The following is a 23,409-nucleotide window of genomic DNA, read 5'->3' on the forward strand; positions in this document are numbered from 1 at the left end:
GCTCCGGGCCGATCGGCCCGGAGCCCCGCGGTGTCATCTTCTGTGCCGTCAGCGGCTGTGCCGGCCCCCGGCGGGCTCGGCCCTGCGGCGGACGGTCGCGAACATCACGGCCGCGCCTGCGGCGAGGATCGCCGCGCCGCCCACCGCGATGTACGGCGTGGTGCTGTCCCCACCGGTCTCCGCGAGATTCTCCGAACCGCCCGCCGGCTGCGGCTCGGCGGCGTCGGCGCCGTTGACCTCAGGGGCATTCGCCTCCGGGGCGTCGGCCTCGGGGGCGGCGGCCTCCGGCTCGGCGGCGTCCTCGTAGCCGCCGGCGTCCTTCGCGGTGTTCTTCACCTCGGCGCCGGCCCCGGTCTCCTCCGGGCTGTCGCCGCCGTGCCCGTTGTGGTCGACGGTCGACTTGGCCGCGCCTTCCTCGACGTCGGCGTCGGAGGGGGCGGACGCCTCGGGGGCGGCGGCCGAACCGCCGTTGTCCGCGCCGAAGACCACGTCGGAGCAGGTGTAGAAGGCCTCCGGGCTGTCCGAACGCTGCCAGATCGAATAGATCAGATGGCGGCCCGACTTGGCGGGGACGATGCCGTCGAAGACATAGGCGCCGTTCTCCAGCTTCGGGTCCGTGACCTTGGCGAACGGCTTGTCCTCCAGGTCGGACCACTTCAGCGGCTGAGCCGGGTCGTAACCGTCCTTGGTGATGTAGAGCTCGAAGGAGCCCTTGTGCGGCGCGGTCGCCTTGTAGTTGAAGGTGCGGTTTCCCGCGGTGAACGGTGACGACGGCCAGTCGCCGCGCGGCAGGTCGAGTCCCTTGTACTTGTCGCGGCCCGCCGAGCAGAGCTTGCCGTCCGGGATGATCGACTTGTGGTTGCCCGCGGCGTCGGCGATGTTGACCTCGTTCCAGTCGTAGAACGCCTGCGTCCCGCTGGCCGCCACCGCCGCCTTGCACGCCGCCGACCGCGGATTCTCCGGCCCCTCGGCGAAACAGGCCGACACACGGCTGACCGGGTCCGTCATCGACCCGTGGGCCCCGGCCGGCGCGGCGGCCAGTGCGACGAGCGCGAGCGGCGCGACGCCCAGGACGACGACCCCGGCGGTCCTACGACGAGCGGTCATGGATTCGTTCTCCTTCAGAGCGGCACGAGCTGGGGGAGCGGAGCGGGACGGAATCCCGGCGGCGTGACCTCCGTTGCACACGGCGCCACCTCTCGTCGTCCCGCTCCGGCACTCAGCAAGTTAGCCGCTCGAAACCCCGGAAAGGCCTGCTGGGACAGGGCGGAGGGGATCCTTATGGTCCGCTTAAGACGAACCTATGCCGACGCTAAGAGACCACTGCGATTTCGCGTTGCAAACGGTGCCGATGTCGCGCCGGGGGCCCGGGTGCCGGGCGCCCCGCCCGTCAGCCGACCCAGCGGTAGCACCGCTCCGGACGCCCCGTCCCCCCGTACCGGAGCGTCACCTCCGCACGGCCCGTGTCGGCGAAGTACTCCAGATAGCGCCGCGCGCTCACCCGCGACAGAGCGCCCTCGTCCGCGCACTGGGTCGCCGACAGTCCCTCCTCGTGCCGGCGCAGCGTCCGCTCGACCAGCTCCGCCGTGTGCGCGGCCAGCCCCTTCGGCAGCTCCCGGGAACCCGGCGGGCGCGTACCGAAGATCTGGTCCACGTCCTCCTGGCGCGCCTCGCCCAGCCGGTCCAGCCGGGTCCGCAGCGACGCCACGTGTCGCAGCTGCTCCTGGAGCGCCGACCGGCTGAACGGCTTGATCAGATAGTGCAGCGCCCCCGCCCGCAGCGCCGCGCGGATCACACCCGCGTCCCGCGCCGCCGTGATGAACAGGACGTCCACGCTCGTACGGGTCGCGTCCCGCTCCTCGGCCGCCCGCAGCTCGCGCAGTACGGCGATCCCGTCCATGTCGGGCAGATAGATGTCGAGAAGCACCAGGTCGGGCCGGAGGTGCTCGGCCGCGCGCAGCGCTTCGGCGCCGTTGTGCGCCACCCCGACGACCTCAAACCCGTCCATCGCGGACACATAGCGGCCGTGCAGCTTCGCGACCATGAAGTCGTCGTCCACCACCAGCACCTTTGTCACGCCGTCACGCTAGGCCGCGACCGCAACGACCACAACGTCCGTTGATTCCGGAAGAGAGACAGCTTCTTAACGCGAAGGCAACATGTGGGCCACCTCACTGCCCTGCCACTTGCATCCCTGAAAGGCGGCATCCGTGCGTTTCCGCACTCCCCTCGCCCTCCTCGGGTCCGCGCTGCTGGTGCTGGTGGGTCCGCCGCTGCTTTCCGTGGGCAGTGGCGGCGACACCGGTACGCAGATACCCGGCCTGCGCTTCATGGTCCCCAACACCCCGGGCGGCGGTTACGACATCACCGCCCGCACCATGGCCAAGAACGCCGAGGACGCCGAGCTCAACCACAACATCGAGGTCTTCAACCTGCCGGGCGCCGGCGGCACCGTCGGACTCGCCCGCGCCGTGAGCGAACACGGCAACGGAAAGCTCGCCGTCTCCATGGGCCTCGGCGTCGTCGGCGCCGTACGCACCAACAAGTCCGACGAGACCCTCGCCGACACGACGCCGATCGCCCGCATCAGCGAGGAGACCGACATCGTCGTCGTCAGCAAGGACTCCCCGTACCGGACGATCGACGATCTGCTCACCGCGTGGAAGAAGGATCCGGCCAAACTCCCGGTCGGCGGCGGCTCCTCACCCGGCGGCCCCGACCACCTCGCGCCCATGCTGATGGCGCGGGCCGCCGGGATCGCGCCGAAGACCGTCAACTACGTCCCCTTCGACGGCGGCGGCGAACTCCTCGCCTCCATCCTCGGCGACAAGGTCGCCTTCGGCGTCTCCGGTCTCGGTGAGTACCGCGACCAGATCGAGGCCGGTGAGCTGAGGCTGCTGGCCGTCACCGGCCCCGAGCGGACCCCCGGCATGGACGCGCCCACCCTGCGCGAGGCGGGCCTGGACACCGACTTCACCAACTGGCGCGGCGTCGTCGCGCCCCCCGGACTCTCCGACGCCGAACGCGACAAGCTCATCGCCTTCTTCGAGAAGCTGCACGCCTCACCCGAGTGGCAGGACTCGCTCAAGAAGAACAACTGGGACGACGCCTTCCTCACCGGCGAGAAATTCGGCGACTTCCTCGCCGCCGAGGACAAGCGCGTGGAATCCGTCCTGAAGGAGCTCGGACTGTGACCACCCACCCGAACACCCCTCCCGCGGAGGAGAACACCCCTCCCAAGGACGAGAGCTCCGCGTCCCGCGGCTCCTCCTGGCTGCGCGAGCACTCCGAGCTCGGCGTCGGCCTCATGCTGCTCATCCTCGGGGTCCTCGTCCTCACCGACGCCCTCACCATGGACGTCGACATCACCCAGCGCGGCCCGGTCGGCCCCAAGACCGTGCCGATCGCCGTCGGAATCGGTCTGCTCGCCGTCGCCGTCCTCCTCAGCCTCGACGTGCTGCGCGGCGGCCGGGGCGAGGCCGAGGGCGGCGAGGACATCGACCTGAGCGAACCGAGCGACTGGCGGACCGTGCTGCTGCTCGCCGGGGTCTTCCTCGGCAACGCCGTACTCATCGGCCCCCTCGGCTTCCCGATATCCGGGGCGCTGCTCTTCTGGGGCTCGGCGTACGCGCTCGGCAGCCGCCACCTCCAGCGCGACCCGCTCATCGCGGCGTGCCTCTCCGTCGTCACCTACTTCATCTTCAACAACCTGCTCGGCGTCCCCCTCCCCGGTGGCCCGCTGATGGGAGTGATCTAGCCCATGGACTCCCTCAACTCCCTGATGGACGGCTTCGGCACCGCGCTGACGCCGATCAATCTGCTCTGGGCGGCGATCGGCGTACTGCTGGGCACCGCGATCGGTGTCCTGCCCGGCATCGGCCCGGCCATGGCGGTCGCCCTGCTGCTTCCCGTCACCTACGGCCTGGAGCCGACCGGCGCGTTCATCATGTTCGCCGGCATCTACTACGGCGCCATGTTCGGCGGCTCCACCACCTCGATCCTGCTCAACACCCCCGGTGAGAGCGCGGCGGTCGTCGCCGCCATCGAGGGCAATCCGATGGCCAAGGCGGGGCGCGGCGCGCAGGCGCTCGCCGCGGCGGCGGGCGGTCACTTCGTCGGCGGCATGATCGGCACGATCCTGCTGGTCCTCCTCGCGCCCACCGTCGCCTCGATCGCCGTCGACATCGGCGCCCCCGACTACTTCGCGATCATGGTGCTGGCGTTCATCGCCGTCACCTCCGTCCTCGGCTCCTCCCGGATCCGCGGGCTCGCCTCACTGCTCATCGGCCTCACCATCGGCCTGGTCGGCCTGGACCAGATGACCGGCCAGCAGCGTCTGACCTTCGGCTCGCTCCAACTCGCCGACGGCGTGGACGTCGTGATCGTCGCCGTCGGTCTCTTCGCGATCGGCGAGGCCCTGTGGGTCGCCGCCCATCTGCGCCGCTCCGGCGGCGAACCGGTCCCGGTCGGCCGCCCCTGGCTGGGCAAGGACGACATACGGCGCACCTGGAAGCCCTGGCTGCGCGGGCCGGTCATCGGCTTCCCGTTCGGCGCGATCCCGGCGGGCGGCGCGGAGATCCCGACGTTCCTCTCGTACGTCACCGAGAAGCGGCTGTCCAAGCACAAGAAGGAGTTCGGCAAGGGCGCCATCGAGGGCGTCGCGGGACCCGAGTCGGCCGCGTCCGCGTCGGCCGCCGGAACGCTCGTGTCGATGCTGACCCTCGGACTCCCCACGACAGCGGTCGCCGCCGTGATGCTGGCCGCCTTCCAGCAGTACGGCATCCAGCCGGGACCGCTGCTGTTCGAGCGGGAGTCGGAGCTGGTCTGGGGGCTGATCGCCTCGCTGTTCGTCGGCATGGTGCTGCTGCTGGCCCTGAACCTGCCGCTCGCGCCGGTGTGGGTGAAGCTGCTCCGTATCCCGCGCCCCTACTTGTACGCGGGCATCCTCTTCTTCGCCGCCGTCGGCGCCTACGCGGTCGGCGGGGAGGCGCTCGACCTGGTGATCCTGCTGATCATCGGTCTGATCGGGTTCGGGATGCGGCGCTACGGACTGCCGGTGCTGCCGGCCGTGATCGGCGTCATCCTCGGCCCGGCCGCCGAGCAACAGCTGCGCAGGGCCCTCCAGATCAGCGACGGAAGCGTCGGCGGACTGGTGGACACGCCGTTCTCCGTGGCCGTCTACGCCGTCGTCGTACTGATCGTCTGCTGGCCGCTGGTGCGCAAGGTGCTGGCCGGCCGCCGGAAGGAGACCAAGGCCTCCGTCTGAGGCGACCGCCGGGCCACGGGTTTCCCCGGAACCCGTGGTTCCGGCACAGCTGTCCGGGAAGGCCGGAGGGACCGACGGTCCCTCCGGCCTTCCCGAACAGAACCGGCCGCGCGGCCCGTGACCGAGCGCCCGCCGGTCCGAACTGTCGGTGGTGGATGGGACCATCGACTCATGACCCCGATCGACTGGGACGACGCAGCAGACTCCTTCGACGAGGAGCCCGACCACGGGCTGCTCGATCCGGCCGTGCGCAAGGCGTGGGCCGCCAAGCTCGCCGGCTGGCTGCCGACCGAGCCGTCCAGGGTGCTCGACCTCGGCTGCGGCACCGGCAGTCTCGCGCTCCTGGCCACCGAGTTGGGCCACCGCGTCACCGCCGTCGACCTCTCGCCGCGCATGGTCGGACTCGCCAGGGCCAAGCTGTCGGGCACGGACACCGAGGTGCTGGTGGGCGACGCCGCCAGACCGCCCGTGGGGGAGCGGACGTTCGACGTGATCATGGCCCGCCATGTGCTGTGGCTGCTGCCCGATCCGGACCGGGCCCTGAACCACTGGCTGTCGCTGCTGCGCCCCGGCGGGCGCCTCGTCCTGATCGAGGGCGTCTGGTCCGGCGCCGGACTCCCGGCGACACGTGTCACGATGTCGGTCGCCCCGCTCGTCGAGCGCGTCCAGCACGAACACCTCTCGGCCGACGCCGCGCTCTGGGGCCGCGCCGTCGACGACGAACGGTACGCGCTGATAGCCCACGCCGCCCAGCGGCGCCGCCACACCGAAGTGGTCGACGTCCATCTGATCCTGCGCAGGGGCGACGAGGTGCTGCTCGCCCGCCGGTCCGGCACGGGCTACGGCGACGGTCTGCTCAACAGCCCCTCGGGACACGTCGAGGACGGTGAGGACGTCCGTACGGCGATGATCCGCGAGGCGGCCGAGGAGATCGGCGCCCAGCTGGACCCGGAGGAGCTGCGCACGGCCCTGGTCATGCACCACCGGGGGCCCGGCGGCCGCCCGCGCACGGGCTGGTTCTTCGAGGTCCGCTACGACGCGGGGCGCACGGCCTGGGAGCCGTACAACCGGGAGCCGGAGAAGTGCTCGGGCCTCTCCTGGCACCCGCTCGCCGCGCTCCCCGACGACATGGTCGCCTACTGCCGCGCGGGCCTGGAGGCGTACCGCGCGGGGGAGCGCTTCGTCATCCACTGGCACGAGGACGCCGACTCGATCGCCCACGACCCGGCGGGCACACCGCGCGCGCTGCTCCTGGCCAAGACCGACGCGGGGGCTACGAGGGGAGGGGGCGAGCGAGAAGGTCCCTGAACGCGCCGCCGCGTACGAGGAGTTCGAGCTCGTCCAGCGCCCGGCGGGCCGCGTCCGCCGCGACGGGGTCCCGCTCGGCGAGACCGCTCTCCTCGAACTCGTCCTCGTCCAGGCGCAGGACCGTCCCGCCGTCGCCCGACGCCCAGAGGTCCAGGTCCAGATCCTCGACCAGCAGCTGGTAGCGGAGTTCACCCGGGCCACGACCGCGTACGACCGCCGGCCGGGTCACGTCGCAGTACCAGCCCTTGAGGACGCCGTCGCCCGTGCGGACCTCCTTCACCGCGTACCACCGGTCACGCCAGTAGTGCTCGGTGAAGACGTCGCCGGGCTCGAAGCGTACGAAGCCGAAGTCCCGTACACCCTCGGCCGCCCACGGCGCGCGCACCACCAGATGGGAACCGTCGTCGGCGAGGAGGGACGCGGGGTAGCGGATCTTCGTACGGCCCGCCTTGACCAGCCGCACCTCGACCTGGACCTCCGGGGTCCCGCCGGTGTCAGACGAGCCGGCGGACATGCCGTACCTCCGAGGCGGAGACCCGGTAGCCGAGCCGGGCGTTGACCGCCAGCATCGGCTCGTTCCCGGCGTCGTTGTTGGTGAACGCGTCCGTGTAACCGGCGGCGCGGGCGCGGCGCAGGGAGTCGACCTTGGCCGCCCCGGCCAGACCCCGGCCCCGGTGGTCGCGCAGCGTGCCGGTCATCGCCGACAAGTAGGTGGTGTCACCGTCGGTGTGGACCAGGGTGAAGGCCACGATCCTGCCGTCGGCGACCACGAGGGTGCTGAGGCGGTGGTCCAGACAGGGGTGGCGCCAGGTGTGGTTCAGCCAGTCCTCGTAGTCGTCGAGGTTCGTGCTGATGTCGCCCGGTTCGTCCGACGAGGCCTCGGCGTCGGCCTCGAACACCGACCGAGGGTCGTCGGCGAAGTCCGCCCCGGTCGCCGGCGTGTAGCCGGCGGGGAACTCCGGCGGCTCGGGCAGCGTGGCGCCCGCCAGGTCCAGCCGCTGGAAGTGCGCGGTACGCAGCGGCGAGTAGCCCCGGTGGGCGGCGAAGGCGAGGGACGCGGGCTCGTCGTTCACCCAGGTGAGGACAGCGGTCGCGCCCTCGGCCGCCAGATGCTCCTCGGCCGCCCGCAGGATCGCGGACCCGGCGCCCTTGCCCTGGTGGTCGGGATGCACATGGGGGTTGACCCGGGACTGCCCCGGCACGTCGCTGTCGTGGGCGAGCGCGACATGCGAGGTGCCGATCACCTCCCCGCCGTCCTCGGCGACGAGCATGCGGTACTTCGACGCCGGATGGGCGCTCCGCACGGCGAAGTGCAGGGCGTCCTCGGTCGTCACGGCGTACGGGACAGTGGCACGCCGGACACGGACGACGGCCGCGGCGTCCTCCGGGCGGAAATCACGAACGATCAGACTCATGGAGCGGCACGCTACGGGGCCCTACCGGCGGAACGCCCCTGGTTTTCCGTCCCGGACCAGGCCGGATGGGGGACAATCGGCCCTGTGACCTTGAAGATCGCCATCGCCATCGACGCCGACGACCCCACCGCCCCGTACGAGCAACTGCGCACGCAGATCTCCGAACAGGCCCGGTCGGGTGCGCTGCCGGTGGGGCACAAGCTTCCGACGGTACGGGGCTTCGCCGAGGAGCTGGGTCTCGCGGCGAACACCGTGGCCAAGGCCTACCGGGCGCTGGAGTCCGACGGGGTGATCGAGACGCGTGGGCGCAACGGCACGTTCATCGCGGCGGCGGGCGAGGCGGCGGACCGCAAGGCGGCGGCCATGGCGCAGGAGTACGCGCGGCAGGCCAGACGGCTCGGTCTGGCGCGCGCGGAGGCGCTGTCGCTGGCCGAGGACGCGGTGCGGGCGGAGTACTCGCGCTGAGACCGGGCCTCCAGGCGGGCGCGGCCCGTCATCTGGCCAGCCGCCCCAGCAGCGAGGACGCCGCCGTGATCCCCAGCACGGCGGCGAAGAGCAGGACCCCGAAGTCGAGCAGCAGATGGGACGACGTACCGAGCAGCAGTCCGCGCAGCGCGTCCACCTGGTAGCTGAGCGGGTTGATCTTGCTGACCACCTGGAGCCAGCCCGGCATGATCGCCACCGGATAGAGCGCGTTCGAGGCGAAGAAGAGCGGCATGGTGATGGCCTGCCCGATGCCCATCAGCCTGTCCCGGGTGAGGACGATGCCCGCGATCGTGATCGACAGGCAGGAGAAGAAGGCCGAGCCGAGGATCACCACGACCGCGACCCCGAGCAGTTTCAGCGGGTTCCAGGTCAGACTCACGCCGAGGACGGCGGCGATGAGGATCACCACGAGCGCCTGGATGAGCGCTTTGACCCCGGAGGCGAACGCCTTGCCGCTGATCAGCGCGGCCCGGGGGGTCGGGGTGACGAGGAGTTTGGTCAGGATCCCCGCGTCCCGCTCCCAGATGATCATGATGCCGTAGAAGATCGCGATGAACATCGCGGACTGGGCGATGATGCCGGGCGCGAGAAAGTCGATGTAGGGGATACCGCCGGTCGGGATGGCCCGGAGATGGGTGAACGTCTCGCCGAAGATCAGCAGCCAGAGGGCGGGCTGGACGGCCCGGGTGTAGAGCTCGGTGCGGTCGTGGCGGAGCTTCTGGAGCTCGACCACACACATGGCGATGACTCTGGACGGCAGGACGCGCAGGCCCGTCCGGGGCTGTGGGGGCACCAGCAGCAGAGCGAACCGGGAGGGGTCGACGGCCTCAGCCGAGTCGGGACGCCGTTCGGCGGGTGCTCCTGACATCGCGGTAGGTGCCTCCTTCCTCCTCCAGGTCCTGGCCGACGACATCGCGGAAGACGTCCTCCAGCGTGGGGAGGGCGTCGCCCCGGGTCGCCGCGCCGGACGCGTCCGCCTTCCGGGCCTTGCCCGCTTCGCCCGTCTCACCCGCCCCGCGCGCCTTGCCCGCCTCACGGGCCTCGGCGCGGCGGCGCTCGCGCAGCGCCCGGCGCAGTTCGTCCGGTGTGCCGAGGGCATGGATACGGCCGCGGTGCATCAGCCCGACCCGGTCGCAGTACTGCTCGGCCTCGTCCATGTAGTGCGTGGTCACCAGCACCGTCATCCCGGTGGCCCGCCGCACCGCGTTGATGTGGTCCCAGACGCTGCTCCTCGCGATCGGGTCGAGACCGATCGTCGGCTCGTCCAGCATCAGCAGCCGGGGCGCGCTGACCAGCGCCTGCGCGAGTTCCAGACGGCGGATCATGCCGCCGGAGTACGTCTGTGCCATCCGGTCGGCCGCGTCGGTGAGGTCGACGACGTCCAGGGCCTGCGCGACCCGCGCGGCCCGCTCATGACGCGGTACGTCGAAGACGCGGGCGAACAACGTCACGTTCTCGCGCCCGGTCATGGCGGCGTCGGCGGACAGTTGCTGCGGCACGTAACCGAGCAGACGGCGTACCGCCATCCTGTCCTTCGCCGCGTCGTGCCCGAACACCCTCACCATGTCCGAGGGGACCGGCAGCAGCGTCGTGATACAGCGGATCGCGGTCGTCTTGCCCGCGCCGTTGGGGCCGAGCAGTCCGAAGATCTCGCCGACACGGACGGACAGGTCGAGGTCGTCGACGGCCCTGGTCTCTCCGAAGGAGTACTCAAGGCCGTGGCAGCTCACGGCCTCGGCGTCCCGGGTCCCGCCGGAGTCCGGTGTGCCGCCGGCCCGGCCGGCACCGCCGGCGGGAACGGCTCCCCCGGCGGGAACGGCTCCGCCGCTCATACCGCCCTCACCTCCTCGCGCAGATTCAGCGCGAGTCTGCGCAGCGCGGGCAGCGCGGCGGCGAGGGCGGCCCGTTCCCCCTCGGTCAGCCGGGCCACCTGCTCACGTACCAGCGCGGAGTGCCGGGCCTCCCAGTCGGCCAGACGCGAGACGGCAGCCGGGGTCGGCGCCAGCAGGACGGCGCGGTGGTCCCCGGGATCGGTTTCGCGGCGCAGATATCCGGCCCTGGTCAGCTCATTGGCGAGGGTGGAGACCGAGTTCCCGGCGAGATACAGCTCCTTCGCCGCTTCCGAGACCCGGATTCCCGGGCGCGCCGCGACCAGCCGCAACAGCTCGACCTGCGCGCCCCGGAGCGGTGGGGCCGTCAGACCGACGCTCAGCCGCCGCCGGATCATGCGCTGTACGCCTGCCAGTACGTCGGCGAGCGAGTCGGGGAACTCGACCGAGGTCATGGCGTCACTTTAGCTCCGAAGGGGAGAAATCGCCCAGAACGCACATTCGGGAAATGGGGCGGCTACAGGTACAGCCCCGCGTCCGCGCCCTTCGACTGACCCGGGACCGAGGTCGGGCCGCCGCCCCTGCGCAGCGCGAACAGCTCCGCCAGCGTCGCGCCCTCCCGGCCCACCGCTCCCTCCCAGTCGCCCTCCTCCCGGCTCAGCCAGCTCTCCGCCTCCTTGCGGGTCAGCGAGCCGACCTCGATACGGGCCAGACAGCGGCCGGGCCTGACGACCGCCGGGTGGAGCCGTTCCAGGTCCTCGTTGGTCGTGACTCCCACCAGGACGTTCCGGCCCTGTCCGAGCAGCCCGTCCGTGAGGTTCAGCAGCCGGGAGAGCGCCTGGCCCGCCGTGTGCTTGGCCTCCCCGCGGATCAGCTCGTCGCAGTCCTCCAGGAGCAGCAGCCGCCAGCGGCCCTTCGACGAGCCCTCGTCCTCGCCGATCGCGATGTCCATCAGATAGCCCACGTCGTTGAAGAGCCGCTCGGGGTCCAGGACGCAGTCGACCTGGCACCAGTCGCGCCAGGACCTGGCCAGCGTCCGCAGCGCCGAGGTCTTCCCGGTGCCGGGCGGCCCGTGCAGCAGGAGCAGCCGGCCCGCGATGTCGTCCGGCGTCACCTTCATCAGCCGGTCCATCGCGTCGGCCACCGGCGCCGTGTAGTTCCCCCGGACCTCGTCCCAGGTGCCCGCCGCGATCTGCCGGGTCGTCCGGTGCGGGCCCCGGCGCGGCGACACGTACCAGAACCCCATCGTCACGTTCTCGGGCACCGGCTCCGGCTCGTCCTGCGCGCCGTCCGTCGCCTGGCGGTGGACTTTCTCGGCCAGTTCGGAGCTGGTCGCCGTCACCGTGACGTCCGCGCCCCGGTTCCAGCGGGAGACGAGCAGTGTCCAGCCGTCGCCCTCCGCGAGGGTCGCGCTGCGGTCGTCGTCGCGGGCCGAGCGCAGCACGGTGGCGCCCGGCGGCAGCAGGGAGACACCGGACTTGACGCGGTCGATCGACGAACTGTGCGAATGCGGCTGCTCCCCGGTCGCGAAACGGCCGAGAAAGAGCGCGTCGACGACATCCGACGGTGAGTCGCTGTCGTCGACGTTCAGCCGGATCGGCAGGGCGTCCTGAGGCTTGGCAGACATGCCGCCCATGATCCGGCACGGGCGCCGCCGACGCACGGTGTTTTGCCCGGCGGCGCCCGCTCCGTCCCGTCAGCCTCCGCCCACCGCCCGCGCGGCCCGGCGGGCCCCGCGAACCAGCGCGTACGCCTTCGTCAGCGCCCGGTCACCGGCGAAGGCACGGCCGACGGACCGGCCGCCGACCAGCCGCTCGAACTCCCCGATCGTCGTGGAGCGCCGCACCGTGACCCGTTCCAGGGCGTACGGGCCCTGCCCCCGGCGGGCCAGCCCGTTGCCCACGGCCAGCGACTGCGTGAACCCCGCCGCCCGTACGGCGCGCCGTACCCGCCGGGTCGAGTAGCCGTACGGATACGCGAACGAGACGGGCGCCACGCCCAGTTCGGCGTCGACGATCTCCCGACAGCGCGCCGCCTCGTAGCCCAGCCGCGCGTCGTCGAGCTGGTCCAGCTGCGGATGCGTGTGGCTGTGGCCGCCGATCTCCACCCCGGCGGCGGCCAGTTGGCGCACCTGGTCCCAGTCGAGCATCGTGTCGAGGGCGTCGCCCTCGTCGTACGGGCCGCGCAGCCACCCCGTGGAGACGAACAGGGTGGCCGCGAAGCCGTGCCGGGCCAGGGCGGGCAGCGCGTACCGGTGCACGCCCTCGTACCCGTCGTCGAACGTGATCAGCACCGGCCGCGCGGGCAGCCGCCCCTCACCCCGCCAGACGGCGGCCAGCGCGGCCGTCGTCAGCGGGGTGAACCCCCGCTCGCCGAGCAGCGCGAGCTGCTCGGCGAACGCGTCGGGCGACACGGACAGGGCGCGCACCGACGGGGCCGGCCGGTGCGCGACCGCGTGGTACATCAGGATCGGTACCCGCTCCTCCGGCCCTGGCCCCGGCCCCGGGAACGGCGGCGCGCCGTCCCCCATGCCCATGCTCATACGACGGCTCCTCGCGGACTCTCCCGCGCCGGCGCGGGAGTCGACGAGGCCGGCTCCGAGGCGGGCGCCGCCGGTGTGATGGGGCCCGACGAGAACGTGACCGCGCCCCGGCGCGCGCGGGCGCTGCCCACCACATAGCCGGCCGCCGTCGTCAGCACCCCGGCCACGATCGCCCCGGCCCGCCCCGCGCCGCCGCGCTCCCGGCCGCCCACGGCGTCCCGCAGCCCGCGCGCCACCCCCGCGGGCAGCACCCGCGTGGCATAGCGCCGTTCGGACTCAAGCCCCTTGCCCGCACCGACACTTCGGGCGACCAGCGCCTTGGAGAGCCCCTCGGCGTAGGCGCGGTCACGGAAGTAGCCGAACCTCGAACGCGCCTCGGGGACCTTGTGGTGGATCACCGCGCGGTCGTCGATCAGCAGCACCGCGCCAGGCAGCGCCTTGCTGAGCCTGATGCACAGCTCCGTCTCCTCGCAGCCCAGCGGACGCTTGTCGCCGTCCCGCCCGATGCCGGTCGCGAAGCCGCCCGCCGAGTCGAACGCGGTACGGCGGAAGGAGGCGTTGCCGCCCAGGATGTTGCGGACCCGCACCTTGCCGGGCGGCAGCCCCCGGTAGGTGCAGCCGACGACCCAGTCGAACTCCTCCGGGAACCAGACCGGCCGGCTCCCGGACGCCCAGGCGGGCAGTGTCCTGCCGCCGACCGCCATCACCCGCGGATCGCCGTAACCCGCCGCGAGGTACCGCAGCCAGTCGCGCTCGGCGACCGCGTCGTCGTCCAGGAAGGCCACGAACTCGCCCCGCGCGGCGGCGATCCCGGTGTTGCGTCCGGCGGAGAGCCCGCGCGGACCCGCGTTGGCGAGCACCCGCACCTCCCCGCCGTCCGCCGCGGGCGGTCCGGCGTATCGCGCCCGCAGCCGCTCCAGCAGCGTCTCGTTGTGGTCGACCACGAGCAGTGTCTCCGTCGCCGGCATCGACTGGCTCCGTACGGAGGCGACCGCGGCCAGGATGTCCTCCCAGCGCTCCTCCGTGTACGCGCAGACGACCACGGAGAAGGAGCGGTGGAGCTGACGGTCGATCAAGACACCTCTCCCTGTCTGACCATGGGCCCCGAGAGGCCCGTGCGGACGGTGAGCGGGAGGGCCGGCCGTACGGCACGCGGCCGGCGCCGCGCGCTCCTCGGGACGCCCTTCTCCCGGAGGATCACCTTCAGCACCCGCAGTCCGTCGCGTACGGCCCGGAGATTGCTGACGCCATGGATCCGGTCGTACTCGTGGCTCGGGATCTCCTGCACCTTCAGACCGGCCTTGACGACCCGGATGTTCATCAGGGTCTCGACCTCGAAACCGGTGCAGTCGAGCGTGATCCGGTCCAGGCAGTGCCGCCAGAAGGCGTTGTAGCCGTAGCAGAGGTCGGTGTAGCGGGCGCCGAACTTGGCGTTGACGACCGAGCAGAGCGCGGCGTTGCCGAGCTTGCGGATCAGTGTCATGTCGTCCGTGCCGCCGCCGTTGGCGAACCGCGACCCCTTGGCGAAGTCGGCGCCCGAGACGAGGGCCGACACATAGCTGACGATCTCCTGGCCGTCGGCCGAGCCGTCCGCGTCGATCATCACGATGATGTCGCCCGTGCAGGCGGCGAAGCCGCTGATCAGGGCGTCACCCTTGCCCTTGCCGCGCTGTTCGACCACCTTGACGTCCGGCCACAGCTCGCGTGCGACGCGGATGGTGCCGTCGGTCGAGTTCCCGTCCACGAGGACGACCTCGTGGATCCAGTCGGGCAGTGTCTTGAAGACGTACGGGAGATTCGCCGCCTCGTTCATCGCGGGGATCACCACGCTCACCGGCGGCGTGATCGCGAGATACGAGGAGACCGGCCGGTACCGGCCGTCGAGCACCTGACCGTCGAGCAGTTCACCGTCCAGCAGGTCACTGTCGAGCAGTTGTTCGCCCAGCAGTTGGTCGTCGAGCCGCTGGTTGTCAAGGACGTCACCGGAAAACGGCACGCCTAACGGGTCTTCGCCCGGGGTCGCCGGGCGCAGGAATGAGCTCACGAGATCTTTTCCCTCTCCACCGGTGGACCGCCCGCCCCCGGGCGGTCCGGATGATGTGCCGGTTCGAAAGGGGGGTTCTCACCCTGTGCTTGACAGCGTGGATCTCCTTGCCTGTCGGGTGAGTCGAGAAGCGAGCACCGCGCGGCACCCCCCTACCGCGCCCCACGCCGGGAGCCGTCGCGACGTCCGAGCCCCTCCCTGAAGTCGCTCTCCATGACGGTCCGATGCGGGTGGATGTCCGAAGGTATTGATACTTACGACTGTATGGCAAGGGCTGAGACTTCACCGTGCCTATTTGCGATTTGGCCATACTTCGACTGTCGTTCCCGGAACCTCCTTGTTCGGCTTTACTCGGGCGCCCGGCCGTTGATCCCCTTCGCGTCGGTTCGCTCGGTATACGCGCGTCCATCAGTTATTTCTCACCAGATCGACTTGGCATGAGCACTTACGGTCAAGTCCCGTTACTGGTACGAACGTTGAGGCAGAGATCCTGCTCAATGGAGGTTCCATGAAGCTGTCCAGATTCGCCGCACTCTCGTCCACGCTTCTGCTCGGCGCGGTCCTCGCCTTCACCGGCGCGGGCCAGGCCCAGGCGGCCGAGAACGCGGCACTCGACTACGTCGCCCTCGGTGACTCCTACTCCTCCGGCCTCGGGTCCGGTTCGTACGACAGCGCCAGTGGTGACTGCAAGCGCAGCAGCAAGGCCTACCCGCGCCTCTGGGCCGCGGCGAACGCACCCTCTTCGTTCGCCTTCACCGCCTGTTCCGGCGCTCGTACGGGTGATGTGACCGGCAGTCAGCTCGGCCCCGTCAACTCCGGGACCGACCTGGTCAGCATCACGGTCGGCGGCAACGACGCCGGCTTCGCCGACGTCATGACCACCTGCGTCCTCCAGTCCGAGGCCAGCTGTGTGGCACGGGTGAACCAGGCCCGCAGCTACGTCACGAACACGCTGCCCGCCCAGCTCGACTCGGTGTACAACGCGATCAGCGCCAAGGCCCCCGCCGCCAAGGTCGTCGTGATCGGCTACCCGCGCTTCTACAAGCTCAACGGCTCCTGCCTGGTGGGCATGACGGAGACCGAGCGCGGCGCGATCAACGGCGCCGCCGACCACCTGAACGACCTGCTCGCCAAGCGTGCCGCCGACCACGGCTACAGCTTCGCGGATGTCACCGGTCCCTTCACCGGTCACGAGATCTGCTCGTCGGCGACCTGGCTGCACAGCGTCAGCTTCCCGATCGGCGAGTCGTACCACCCCACCGCCCAGGGCCAGTCGGGTGGTTATCTGCCGGCCTTCTCTTCGGCCGTCTGACCCAATCGCGAATCGTACGAACTGACCGCCGGTGAGAAGCCCGCCCGTCCGCCCACCTGGGCGGACGGGCGGGAATCGACGTTCGATCCCATCGAATGATCCGGCGGTCGGCTGTCCAACTCGCCCTGGAATACAATGGATTCAGTGGGCGAACTGCCATCCCCCGACAGGTGTTGTCAATCCTTGAGGCGGGATACACGTGTGTCCCATGAGGGCGATAGGGTTAACCTGCCCGAGCCGGGTGCCCTCGTACGGGTGGGGAGTGACATGGATCAGATAGTGCACAGCAGGGCGCGAGTCCCTGCCATCACATGTGGGAGCAGCGCGACCAGTTCACGGCTCGACCGCCATCTCTCGGTGCTCGGCGGCCCCGCCGTCCCGCAGCGCGAGTCGGACGAGGCGACCAGCCTCATGCGGGAGTTGACCTCGCGCGACGAGGCGCGGACCGGTAGGAGCAAGAGCGCACGTGTCTCCCTGTTCGCTCCGCTCAGGCGGCTGCGACGGTCCCTCTTCGGCAGCCGCCACTGACCCAGGGTCCCCCGTCCGTCGGCCTCCGGACCACACTCGGGCGCTCACACCGTCCCGACGCGGCGCCGCTCTCCGCTCGCCCCTCACTCCCAGGGCTCGCGGCGGCGCGTCGGTGTGCTCGCCGAGTGCCGGGACCGTCTCCCCTCCCGCAGACGCCGCGTCACCACCCGGCAAGGTGAACCGGCGACAGCGACGACGGGGGACGGCGGGCGCGGCGGCGGGGGAGCGGCGGGCTACTCGCCGCTCCGCGTGTAGGCGCGGACGGTCAGCGGTACGAACACCGCCAGCAGCACCAGACCCCACAGCAGCGCGCCGAGGACCGGATTGGCCGACGGCCAGGCCGCGTCGGCGCTCGGAGCCGCGTTGCCGCACAGATCGCGTACGGCCGCCGCCACCGCGCTGATCGGGTTCCACTCCGCGACGGCACGGAGCCAGCCGGGCAGGCCCTCGGTGGGGATGTACGCGTTCGAGAGCAGCGGCAGGACGAAGGTCACGCTGCCCAGTTGACCGGCGATCTCCTCGTTGCGGATGAGCAGCCCGAGATACGCGCCGACCCAGTTGGTCGCGAAGCGGAAGAGCAGCAGCAGCCCGAAGGCCCCCAGCGCTCCCGGCACGCCGCCCTCGACCCGCCAGCCCACCGCGAGACCGACCAGGACGAGCGGCACCATCCCGACGGCCGTGGTGAGCAGATCCGCCCCGGTCTGGCCGAGCGGCACGGCGATCCGGCTCATCGGCATCGTGCGGAAGCGGTCGGTCACCCCGCGCTGGACGTCCTGCGCTGACTGGAACATCCCGGTCATGATCCCGCCCGCGGCCGTGGCCGCCAGCAGCCCCGGCACCAGGAACGCCCGGTACTCCTGGCCCGGTGCCGCGAGCGCGCTGCCGAAGACGAAGCCGAAGAAGAGCAGCATCGTGATGGGCATGGTCTGGGTGAGGACCACGACGCCGGGGGAGTGTCTGATCCGCCGGAGATGGCGGCCGAGTACGGCCGTGCTGTCGTGGGCGACGGTGCTCATGCGGCGCTCTCCTCGGCGGTCGTCGGGGACACGGGTCTCGCGGGACGTCCGGTCGCACGGCCGGCCGCGGTCGTCCCGCCGCCGGTCAGACGCAGGAACACCTCGTCGAGCGTCGGCGGGCGCAGGCTCGCGTCGACCACCGGCACCCCGGCCGCGTCCAGTTCGCGGACGATCCGGGGGAGGGTGAGCGCGGCGTCGGTCGCCACGGCCCCCACCGTCCGGCGCTCCCGGTCGATCGTCGGCTCGGCGCCGGTCAGCCAGTCGAGCACGCCCGCCGCCGTGAAGTACACCGGCTGCTCGCTCTCCTCGGCGAGGACCACCTCCGCGTACGACCCGATGAGCGACTTCAGCCCGGCGGGGGTGCCCCGGTGCGCGGCCCGGCCGTGGTCGATCAGCACGATGTCGTCGGCCAGCCGGTCGGCCTCCTCCAGATACTGCGTGGTCAGCAGCACGGTCGTGCCCTCGTCGGCCAGCTCGCGTACCGCCGTCCAGATCCGGCCCCGGCTCCCCGGGTCGAGACCGGTCGTCGGCTCGTCGAGGAAGAGCACCTCGGGCCTGGTGAGCAGGCTGGAGGCGAGGTCGAGACGGCGGCGCATACCGCCGGAGTAGGTGCGGGCGGCGCGGTCGGCCGCCCCCGTGAGCCCGAACCGTTCCAGCAGCTCGTCGGCGCGGGCCCGGCCGGCCGCTCCCCTCAGCCCGAGCAGCTTCGCGAAGAGCCGGAGATTCTCCCGCCCCGTCAACTCGCTGTCGACGGAGGCGTACTGGCCGGCGACGCCGATCGCCCGGCGTACCGCGGCCGGCTCCGTCACGATGTCGTGCCCGGCGACGCGGGCGGATCCGCCGTCGGGTGCGCTGAGCGTGGTGAGGACGCGTACGGCGGTGGTCTTGCCCGCGCCGTTCGGTCCCAGGACCCCGCAGACCGTGCCCCGGGCGACGGCGAGATCCAGCCCGCGCAGGGCGTGGACCTCGCCGAACCGCTTCTCCAGACCTTCACTAAGTACAGCGTACGTAGTATCCATACGGCTCAGCGTAGCCCACTACGTACGCTGTACGTAACTGGGCCTGGGTGAGAATGGCGGGCGAGGTGATGACCGATGGCGGGGCGACCTGCTGAACCCGAAGTGATCTGGTCGCGTCCCGAGCGCGCGGCCCGCGGCCCGAGGCCCGCGTACACCCGCGCGGAGATCGCCGCCGTCGCCGTACGGATCGCGGACGCCGACGGCATGGACGCCGTCTCCATGCGCCGCGTGGCGGCCGAGCTGGGCTGCGGCACGATGTCGCTCTACAACTATGTGCCGCGCAAGGAAGACCTGTACGAGCTGATGGCCGACCTGGTCGCGGAGGAGCACGACCTGCCCGAGCGGCCCACCGGCGACTGGCGGGCCGATCTGACGGCCCTGGCCCACCGGGCGCGCGAGATCATGCGGCGCCATCCGTGGATGTCACGCCTCATGTCGGCGACCTACGGCTTCGGCCCGAACGCGATCGAGTACCTCGAATTCAGCCTCTGGTGCCTGGACCCGCTCGACCTGCCCTACGGCCGGAAGATGGAGCTGATCGCCATGGTGAACGGCATCGTCACCACGTACGTCGCCAACGAGATCCAGACCGCCGAGCGCACCCGGACACTGCCGTGGTCGGCGGAGCGGGAGCACGAGATCCGCATGGCCTATCTGGGCGGGCGGATCGCCTCCGGGAAGTACCCCCGGCTGGCCGCCGCCTTCATGGAGGACTCGGGCCCGATCGACCTGGAGGGCGTCTTCGACCGGGCGCTGAGCCGGGTGCTGGACGCGTTCGCGCACGAGTGAGGGCCCCGGCTCCCGGTCGGCGCCCCTCAGATCAGCGCGAACTGGCCGTCCGGGCCCTCCTCGTGGTGGTCGAGCACGGAGGCGGGCCGACGGGCCGCCTCCGGCACCGGCAGCACCCCGGCGGCCCGCAGCTCCTCCGTGCCGATCAGCGGACCCCCGTCCAGCGCCTCGCCCAACTCCCGCTGCCGGGGCCGCAGTCCGGCCAGCAGCGCGAGCACCGTGATCAGCTCCAGCAGCTCCGAGGTCCACTCCTTGGGCCAGGCGGGCGGGCCGATCGCCTCCAGCGTGCCGGGCTCCGCCCGCTCCGCGCGGCGCTCGAACCAGACCTCGATCATCCGTACGCCGCCGACCTGGAAGTCCCACGCCTCGGCCGGCACGGGGGAGATCCGGCCGTCACCCAGGTGGAGCGTCTCGTCCTCGGAGTCGTAACCGATCGTCGTCGGCCGGGCGGGGATCGCCGCGCGTACGTACGGCCGCCGGCCGCCGGGCAGCCGGTGGCGCTCGCCGCCCCGGGCGCCGCGCAGTTGGACGCCGGTCAGCACGGCGCCGAGCTCCACACCGGCGGTCCAGAGGTCCCGGTCGGCGGTCAGCGGCACCACACAGCCGCGCGACGAGGGCCGCGCCGCCGCGACCGCCCAGTCCAGCAACTCGCGCGCGGTAACCTCGTGCCCCCATCGCCCGGACAGCGCGGCCAGAAGTCCGGGCGTGACATTCGGTTCGACGCCGCCCGGCCGCCGGTAGAGCGGGCGGATCCGGCCGGGCCGCCCCGCGGGGGAGCGGCCGTCCGGCAGCAGGGCGCCCACCAGCAGGGGCGGGCCCTCGGCGCCGGGCACGAACCCCTGCTCCACGGCGAAGAGCTGGTGCTCGTCGGCGACCCGCCACAGCTCCGGTCTGGCCGCGTCGATCAACCGGTGGTCGGGAATCAGATAACGCTCGTCGAACGGCCCGTGTCCCACCCGCAACGGCTCCGGGCACCGCCCGGACTCCCGCGCGAACCTCCCCGTGCCGGTGACCTGTCCCGGCAGCGCGGCCACCGCGCTCCGGGGCGTACGGGACCGGGTCGGCCGGAACAGTGCCTCCCGCTCGGCGCCCGTGGCCCGTATCAGGGTGTCCCAGCGTGCGGTGAGCGACGCGGCGTCGGGCGCCAGGATCCAGCCACGGCCGAGCCGCAGCGGCGCCGCCGACCACGGCATGAGGTCGCTCAGCAGCGGGGCCGTCATACGGGCACACCCCTCCCCGGTCCGGTACGTGCCGTCGGCGAAAGCGTACCGACCGGGTCCGACGGCGGGCCGTGCCACCGGCGGGAGGGTGACGCGCCCCGGCGGGCCCGGTGCCGTGTCAGTCCGTCTCCATGGTCACCGAGAAGGAGAACCGATCGCCCCGGTAGCGAATCCTGGCCACGTCGACGACCCGGCCGTCCGCGTCGTACGTGACCCCCGTGTAGTGCAGGATCGGGCTGAGCAGCGGCACATGGAGCAGATCGGCCGTGAACGGGTCGGCGAGCGTCGCCTCCACCGTGTCCGTGATCCGGCCGATCCGCACCCCCAGCACGTCGCGCAGCACCTTGGTCATCGGCCAGCGCTCCAGATCGCCGGGATCGAGCCGTTCCGCGATCTCCGTACGGAGCGCGTTCTCGGCCCAGTTCGTCGGCTCACCGCTCTCGCCGTCGCGGCGCAGCCTCCGGTAGAGGGCCACCTCCTCGACACCGGGGAAGTACTCGGCCAACTCGCCCGACACCGGCTCCCGGCCGTGGCCGATCACCGTCGTCCGCTCGCCCGACTGCTGCGCCACGACCGCGTCGACGGAACCCAGCAGCCGACGGGGCGCACCGCGCCGCGCCCCCGGCTCGATGAACGTGCCGCGCCGCCGGTGCCTGCTGATCAGGCCCTCCTGCTCCAGCTCCTTCAGGGCCTGACGCATCGTCAGCACGCTGACGCCGTAGTGCCCCGCCAACTGCTCCTCCGTGGGAAGACGCAGCGGATCGTGGGGGCGCCGGCCGAGTATGGAGGCGCGCAGCGACTGCGAGACCTGGTACCAGAGGGGCAGCTTGCGGTTGAGGACCAGCGAATCGGGGGCGAAGGCGGTCACGGCGGGCTCCGAGTCGGGCGGGGTCGGCCGGGTTCCGTCCGGTCCGGGGCGGACGGGACGGAACCGGGCCGGGTCAGGGTCTGTCGGCGGGCGCCGATCCGGGCGTGGGCCTGAAATGGCGTTCCAGACCCTGCCACACGTCGTCGTAACCGGTCTGAAGGTGTCCGGCCGTCGCCGCCTGGGCGGTGGCGGTCACCGGCCAGCGCGTCTCGAACATGAAGGCGAGACCGTCGTCGATCCGCTGCGGCCTCAGCTCGGCGGCGCTGGCCCGGTCGAACGTCTCCCGGTCGGGCCCGTGCGCGGACATCATGTTGTGCAGCGATCCGCCGCCGGGCACGAAGCCCCCCTCACCGGCCCTCTTGGCGTCGTACGCGCCCTCGATCAGGCCCATGTACTCGCTCATCACATTGCGGTGGAAGTACGGCGGCCGGAAGGTGTTCTCACCGACCAGCCAGCGGGGCGCGAAGACCACGAAGTCGACGCCCGCGAGCCCCGGTGTGTCGGACGGCGAGGTCAGCACCGTGAAGATCGACGGATCGGGGTGGTCGTAGCTGATGCTGCCGATCACATTGAAACGGCGCAGGTCGTAGACGTACGGCAGATGATTGCCGTGCCAGGCCACGACATCGAGCGGGGAGTGGTCGTACGTCGCCGTCCACAGGTTCCCGCAGAACTTGTTGACCACCTCGGTCGGCCGCTCGACGTCCTCGTAGGCGGCGACGGGGGCGAGGAAGTCCCGCGCGTTCGCCAGGCCGTTGGCGCCGATCGGGCCGAGATCGGGGAGGACGAAGGGGCGCCCGTAGTTCTCGCACACGTATCCGCGCGCCGTCTCGTCCAGCAGCTCGACCCGGAAGCGCACCCCGCGCGGGATCAGCGCCACCTCGCCGGGGCGGGCCGCCAGCAGGCCGAACTCCGTGACGAGCAGCAGTCCGCCGTGCTCGGGGACGATCAGCAGCTCGCCGTCGGAGTCGCTGAACACCCGGTCCGTCATGGGGGAGTCGGCGTGGTAGAGGTGAACCGCCATGCCCGTGCGCTGGGCCGCGTCGCCGTTGCCGCCGAGTGTCCAGAGACCGGCGAGGAAGTCCGTACCGGACGCCGGAGGCGGCAGGGGGTTCCAGCGCAGCCGGTTGGGGTCGGGCACGGACTCGGTGAAGGGCGCCCCGCGCAGCGAGCCGTTGTCCGTCCTGGTGAACGGCGGGTGCGCGGCCGACGGGCGGATCCGGTAGAGCCAGGAGCGGCGGTTGTGCGCGCGGGGCTCGGTGAAGGCGGTACCGCTCAACTGCTCGGCGTACAGGCCGAGCGGGGCTCTCTGCGGCGAGTTGCGTCCCACGGGCAGGGCGCCCGCCACGGCCTCCGAGCTGTGCTCGTTGCCGAAGCCGCCGGCGTACGCCAGGCTCTCGGCCGTTTTCCTGGCCTGCTCGATGCCGCTCATCGTCGCTCCCGTGTCCCTGTGCCGCAGGTCGTCGAATCCTATGCCGCACCGTAGGATTCCGGCCGTCGTCGCGTCAACGGGGCAGGCCGTGTTGTCCGAAAGAGACGGTCTGCCGACGGCAGATGGCGATGAGGAACGGCGAACAGAGGTACGGTCGCGCCGTCTCGAAGAGCGGCCCGACGCGAGGGAGACTCGACGGGGCGCAGCCACGGCCTGTTCGTCACCGGGGACCGGCCGCCGTGGACCGCCACCCCGCACGCGTCACCGCACGTCTGTCACCGCACCCCTGTCATTGCATGTCTGTCATCACGCACCTGTCACCGCACCTCTCGCCG

General features: G+C 71.6%; 24 protein-coding genes. 8 read left to right on the forward strand and 16 right to left on the reverse strand.

What is annotated here, in order from left to right:
* Window positions 1-48 precede the first annotated feature (48 nt).
* The gene (locus tag ACFWU9_RS26805; RefSeq protein WP_384322750.1) at window positions 49-1,107 is read right to left on the reverse strand and encodes a lytic polysaccharide monooxygenase; all 1,059 of its coding nucleotides are present in this window, start codon (window positions 1,105-1,107) and stop codon (window positions 49-51) included.
* A 283-nt stretch (window positions 1,108-1,390) separates the two neighbouring features.
* Window positions 1,391-2,044 (reverse strand): response regulator, encoded by a 654-nt coding sequence (locus ACFWU9_RS26810; RefSeq protein WP_384322873.1) that lies wholly within the window; start codon window positions 2,042-2,044, stop codon window positions 1,391-1,393.
* Window positions 2,045-2,210: 166 nt separating this feature from the next.
* Between ACFWU9_RS26810 and ACFWU9_RS26815 the strand changes: the two genes are divergently transcribed.
* From ACFWU9_RS26815 to ACFWU9_RS26830, 4 genes are all read left to right on the forward strand, one after another.
* Complete coding sequence (locus ACFWU9_RS26815; RefSeq protein ID WP_384322752.1) at window positions 2,211-3,194, forward strand: Bug family tripartite tricarboxylate transporter substrate binding protein; 984 nt, start codon at window positions 2,211-2,213, stop codon at window positions 3,192-3,194.
* On the forward strand, window positions 3,191-3,757 hold the full coding sequence (locus ACFWU9_RS26820) for a tripartite tricarboxylate transporter TctB family protein (protein WP_384322754.1): 567 nt from the start codon (window positions 3,191-3,193) through the stop codon (window positions 3,755-3,757). Before ACFWU9_RS26815 ends, ACFWU9_RS26820 begins: the two co-directional genes overlap by 4 nt.
* Before the next feature lie 3 nt (window positions 3,758-3,760).
* On the forward strand, window positions 3,761-5,266 hold the full coding sequence (locus ACFWU9_RS26825; RefSeq protein WP_384322756.1) for a tripartite tricarboxylate transporter permease: 1,506 nt from the start codon (window positions 3,761-3,763) through the stop codon (window positions 5,264-5,266).
* A 171-nt stretch (window positions 5,267-5,437) separates the two neighbouring features.
* A complete protein-coding gene (locus tag ACFWU9_RS26830) occupies window positions 5,438-6,574 on the forward strand; it encodes a methyltransferase domain-containing protein (RefSeq protein ID WP_384322758.1) in 1,137 nt (378 codons plus the stop codon).
* On the opposite strand, the gene ACFWU9_RS26835 is transcribed toward ACFWU9_RS26830, so the two are convergent.
* Window positions 6,540-7,088, reverse strand: coding sequence for a DUF402 domain-containing protein (locus ACFWU9_RS26835; protein ID WP_384322760.1), 549 nt, complete (start codon window positions 7,086-7,088; stop codon window positions 6,540-6,542). The genes ACFWU9_RS26830 and ACFWU9_RS26835 overlap by 35 nt on opposite strands.
* The gene (locus tag ACFWU9_RS26840) at window positions 7,069-7,989 is read right to left on the reverse strand and encodes a GNAT family N-acetyltransferase (protein ID WP_384322762.1); all 921 of its coding nucleotides are present in this window, start codon (window positions 7,987-7,989) and stop codon (window positions 7,069-7,071) included. The genes ACFWU9_RS26835 and ACFWU9_RS26840 overlap by 20 nt, the downstream gene beginning before the upstream one ends.
* A 90-nt stretch (window positions 7,990-8,079) precedes the next feature.
* On the opposite strand from ACFWU9_RS26840, the gene ACFWU9_RS26845 reads away from it, so the two are divergent.
* Entirely contained in the window at window positions 8,080-8,454 is a 375-nt protein-coding gene (locus ACFWU9_RS26845) for a GntR family transcriptional regulator (RefSeq protein WP_384322875.1), read from the forward strand.
* Between the two features lie 28 nt (window positions 8,455-8,482).
* Here the strand turns inward: ACFWU9_RS26845 and ACFWU9_RS26850 are convergent, their stop codons facing one another.
* The 7 genes from ACFWU9_RS26850 to ACFWU9_RS26880 all read right to left on the reverse strand — a co-directional run bounded on the left by ACFWU9_RS26850 (window position 8,483) and on the right by ACFWU9_RS26880 (window position 14,764).
* Entirely contained in the window at window positions 8,483-9,343 is an 861-nt protein-coding gene (locus ACFWU9_RS26850) for an ABC transporter permease (RefSeq protein ID WP_384322764.1), read from the reverse strand.
* Window positions 9,303-10,307 (reverse strand): ATP-binding cassette domain-containing protein, encoded by a 1,005-nt coding sequence (locus ACFWU9_RS26855; RefSeq protein ID WP_384322766.1) that lies wholly within the window; start codon window positions 10,305-10,307, stop codon window positions 9,303-9,305. The genes ACFWU9_RS26850 and ACFWU9_RS26855 overlap by 41 nt, the downstream gene beginning before the upstream one ends.
* Window positions 10,304-10,759 carry a MarR family winged helix-turn-helix transcriptional regulator gene (locus ACFWU9_RS26860; protein ID WP_384322768.1) on the reverse strand — a complete coding sequence of 152 codons (456 nt, stop codon included), beginning with the start codon at window positions 10,757-10,759 and terminating at the stop codon, window positions 10,304-10,306. The genes ACFWU9_RS26855 and ACFWU9_RS26860 overlap by 4 nt, the downstream gene beginning before the upstream one ends.
* Before the next feature lie 62 nt (window positions 10,760-10,821).
* On the reverse strand, window positions 10,822-11,931 hold the full coding sequence (locus ACFWU9_RS26865; protein WP_384322770.1) for a DUF5925 domain-containing protein: 1,110 nt from the start codon (window positions 11,929-11,931) through the stop codon (window positions 10,822-10,824).
* Between the two features lie 69 nt (window positions 11,932-12,000).
* Entirely contained in the window at window positions 12,001-12,840 is an 840-nt protein-coding gene (locus ACFWU9_RS26870; RefSeq protein ID WP_384322877.1) for a polysaccharide deacetylase family protein, read from the reverse strand.
* Window positions 12,841-12,842: 2 nt separating this feature from the next.
* Complete coding sequence (locus tag ACFWU9_RS26875) at window positions 12,843-13,922, reverse strand: glycosyltransferase family 2 protein (RefSeq protein ID WP_384322772.1); 1,080 nt, start codon at window positions 13,920-13,922, stop codon at window positions 12,843-12,845.
* On the reverse strand, window positions 13,919-14,764 hold the full coding sequence (locus tag ACFWU9_RS26880; protein WP_384322879.1) for a glycosyltransferase family 2 protein: 846 nt from the start codon (window positions 14,762-14,764) through the stop codon (window positions 13,919-13,921). The genes ACFWU9_RS26875 and ACFWU9_RS26880 overlap by 4 nt, the downstream gene beginning before the upstream one ends.
* A 634-nt stretch (window positions 14,765-15,398) precedes the next feature.
* Between ACFWU9_RS26880 and ACFWU9_RS26885 the strand changes: the two genes are divergently transcribed.
* Window positions 15,399-16,202, forward strand: a complete 804-nt coding sequence (locus ACFWU9_RS26885) for an SGNH/GDSL hydrolase family protein (RefSeq protein WP_384322774.1) — start codon at window positions 15,399-15,401, stop codon at window positions 16,200-16,202.
* 267 nt (window positions 16,203-16,469) lie between these two features.
* Window positions 16,470-16,730 carry a hypothetical protein gene (locus ACFWU9_RS26890; RefSeq protein WP_384322776.1) on the forward strand — a complete coding sequence of 87 codons (261 nt, stop codon included), beginning with the start codon at window positions 16,470-16,472 and terminating at the stop codon, window positions 16,728-16,730.
* A gap of 233 nt (window positions 16,731-16,963) precedes the next feature.
* On the opposite strand, the gene ACFWU9_RS26895 is transcribed toward ACFWU9_RS26890, so the two are convergent.
* Both ACFWU9_RS26895 and ACFWU9_RS26900 read right to left on the reverse strand, forming a co-directional pair.
* Window positions 16,964-17,746, reverse strand: coding sequence for an ABC transporter permease (locus tag ACFWU9_RS26895; RefSeq protein ID WP_384322778.1), 783 nt, complete (start codon window positions 17,744-17,746; stop codon window positions 16,964-16,966).
* Window positions 17,743-18,765 carry an ATP-binding cassette domain-containing protein gene (locus ACFWU9_RS26900; RefSeq protein WP_384322780.1) on the reverse strand — a complete coding sequence of 341 codons (1,023 nt, stop codon included), beginning with the start codon at window positions 18,763-18,765 and terminating at the stop codon, window positions 17,743-17,745. The genes ACFWU9_RS26895 and ACFWU9_RS26900 overlap by 4 nt, the downstream gene beginning before the upstream one ends.
* Window positions 18,766-18,840: 75 nt before the next feature.
* On the opposite strand from ACFWU9_RS26900, the gene ACFWU9_RS26905 reads away from it, so the two are divergent.
* A complete protein-coding gene (locus ACFWU9_RS26905; RefSeq protein WP_384322782.1) occupies window positions 18,841-19,554 on the forward strand; it encodes a TetR/AcrR family transcriptional regulator in 714 nt (237 codons plus the stop codon).
* 26 nt (window positions 19,555-19,580) lie between these two features.
* On the opposite strand, the gene ACFWU9_RS26910 is transcribed toward ACFWU9_RS26905, so the two are convergent.
* The 3 genes from ACFWU9_RS26910 to hmgA form a co-directional block, all read right to left on the reverse strand.
* The gene (locus tag ACFWU9_RS26910) at window positions 19,581-20,774 is read right to left on the reverse strand and encodes a type ISP restriction/modification enzyme (protein WP_384322784.1); all 1,194 of its coding nucleotides are present in this window, start codon (window positions 20,772-20,774) and stop codon (window positions 19,581-19,583) included.
* 118 nt (window positions 20,775-20,892) lie between these two features.
* Window positions 20,893-21,642, reverse strand: a complete 750-nt coding sequence (locus tag ACFWU9_RS26915) for a GntR family transcriptional regulator (protein ID WP_384322786.1) — start codon at window positions 21,640-21,642, stop codon at window positions 20,893-20,895.
* A gap of 73 nt (window positions 21,643-21,715) precedes the next feature.
* Window positions 21,716-23,074 (reverse strand): homogentisate 1,2-dioxygenase, encoded by a 1,359-nt coding sequence (hmgA, locus tag ACFWU9_RS26920; RefSeq protein WP_384322788.1) that lies wholly within the window; start codon window positions 23,072-23,074, stop codon window positions 21,716-21,718.
* Window positions 23,075-23,409 lie beyond the last annotated feature (335 nt).

Source organism: Streptomyces sp. NPDC058653 (genome assembly GCF_042716895.1).
Lineage (GTDB): Bacteria > Actinomycetota > Actinomycetes > Streptomycetales > Streptomycetaceae > Streptomyces.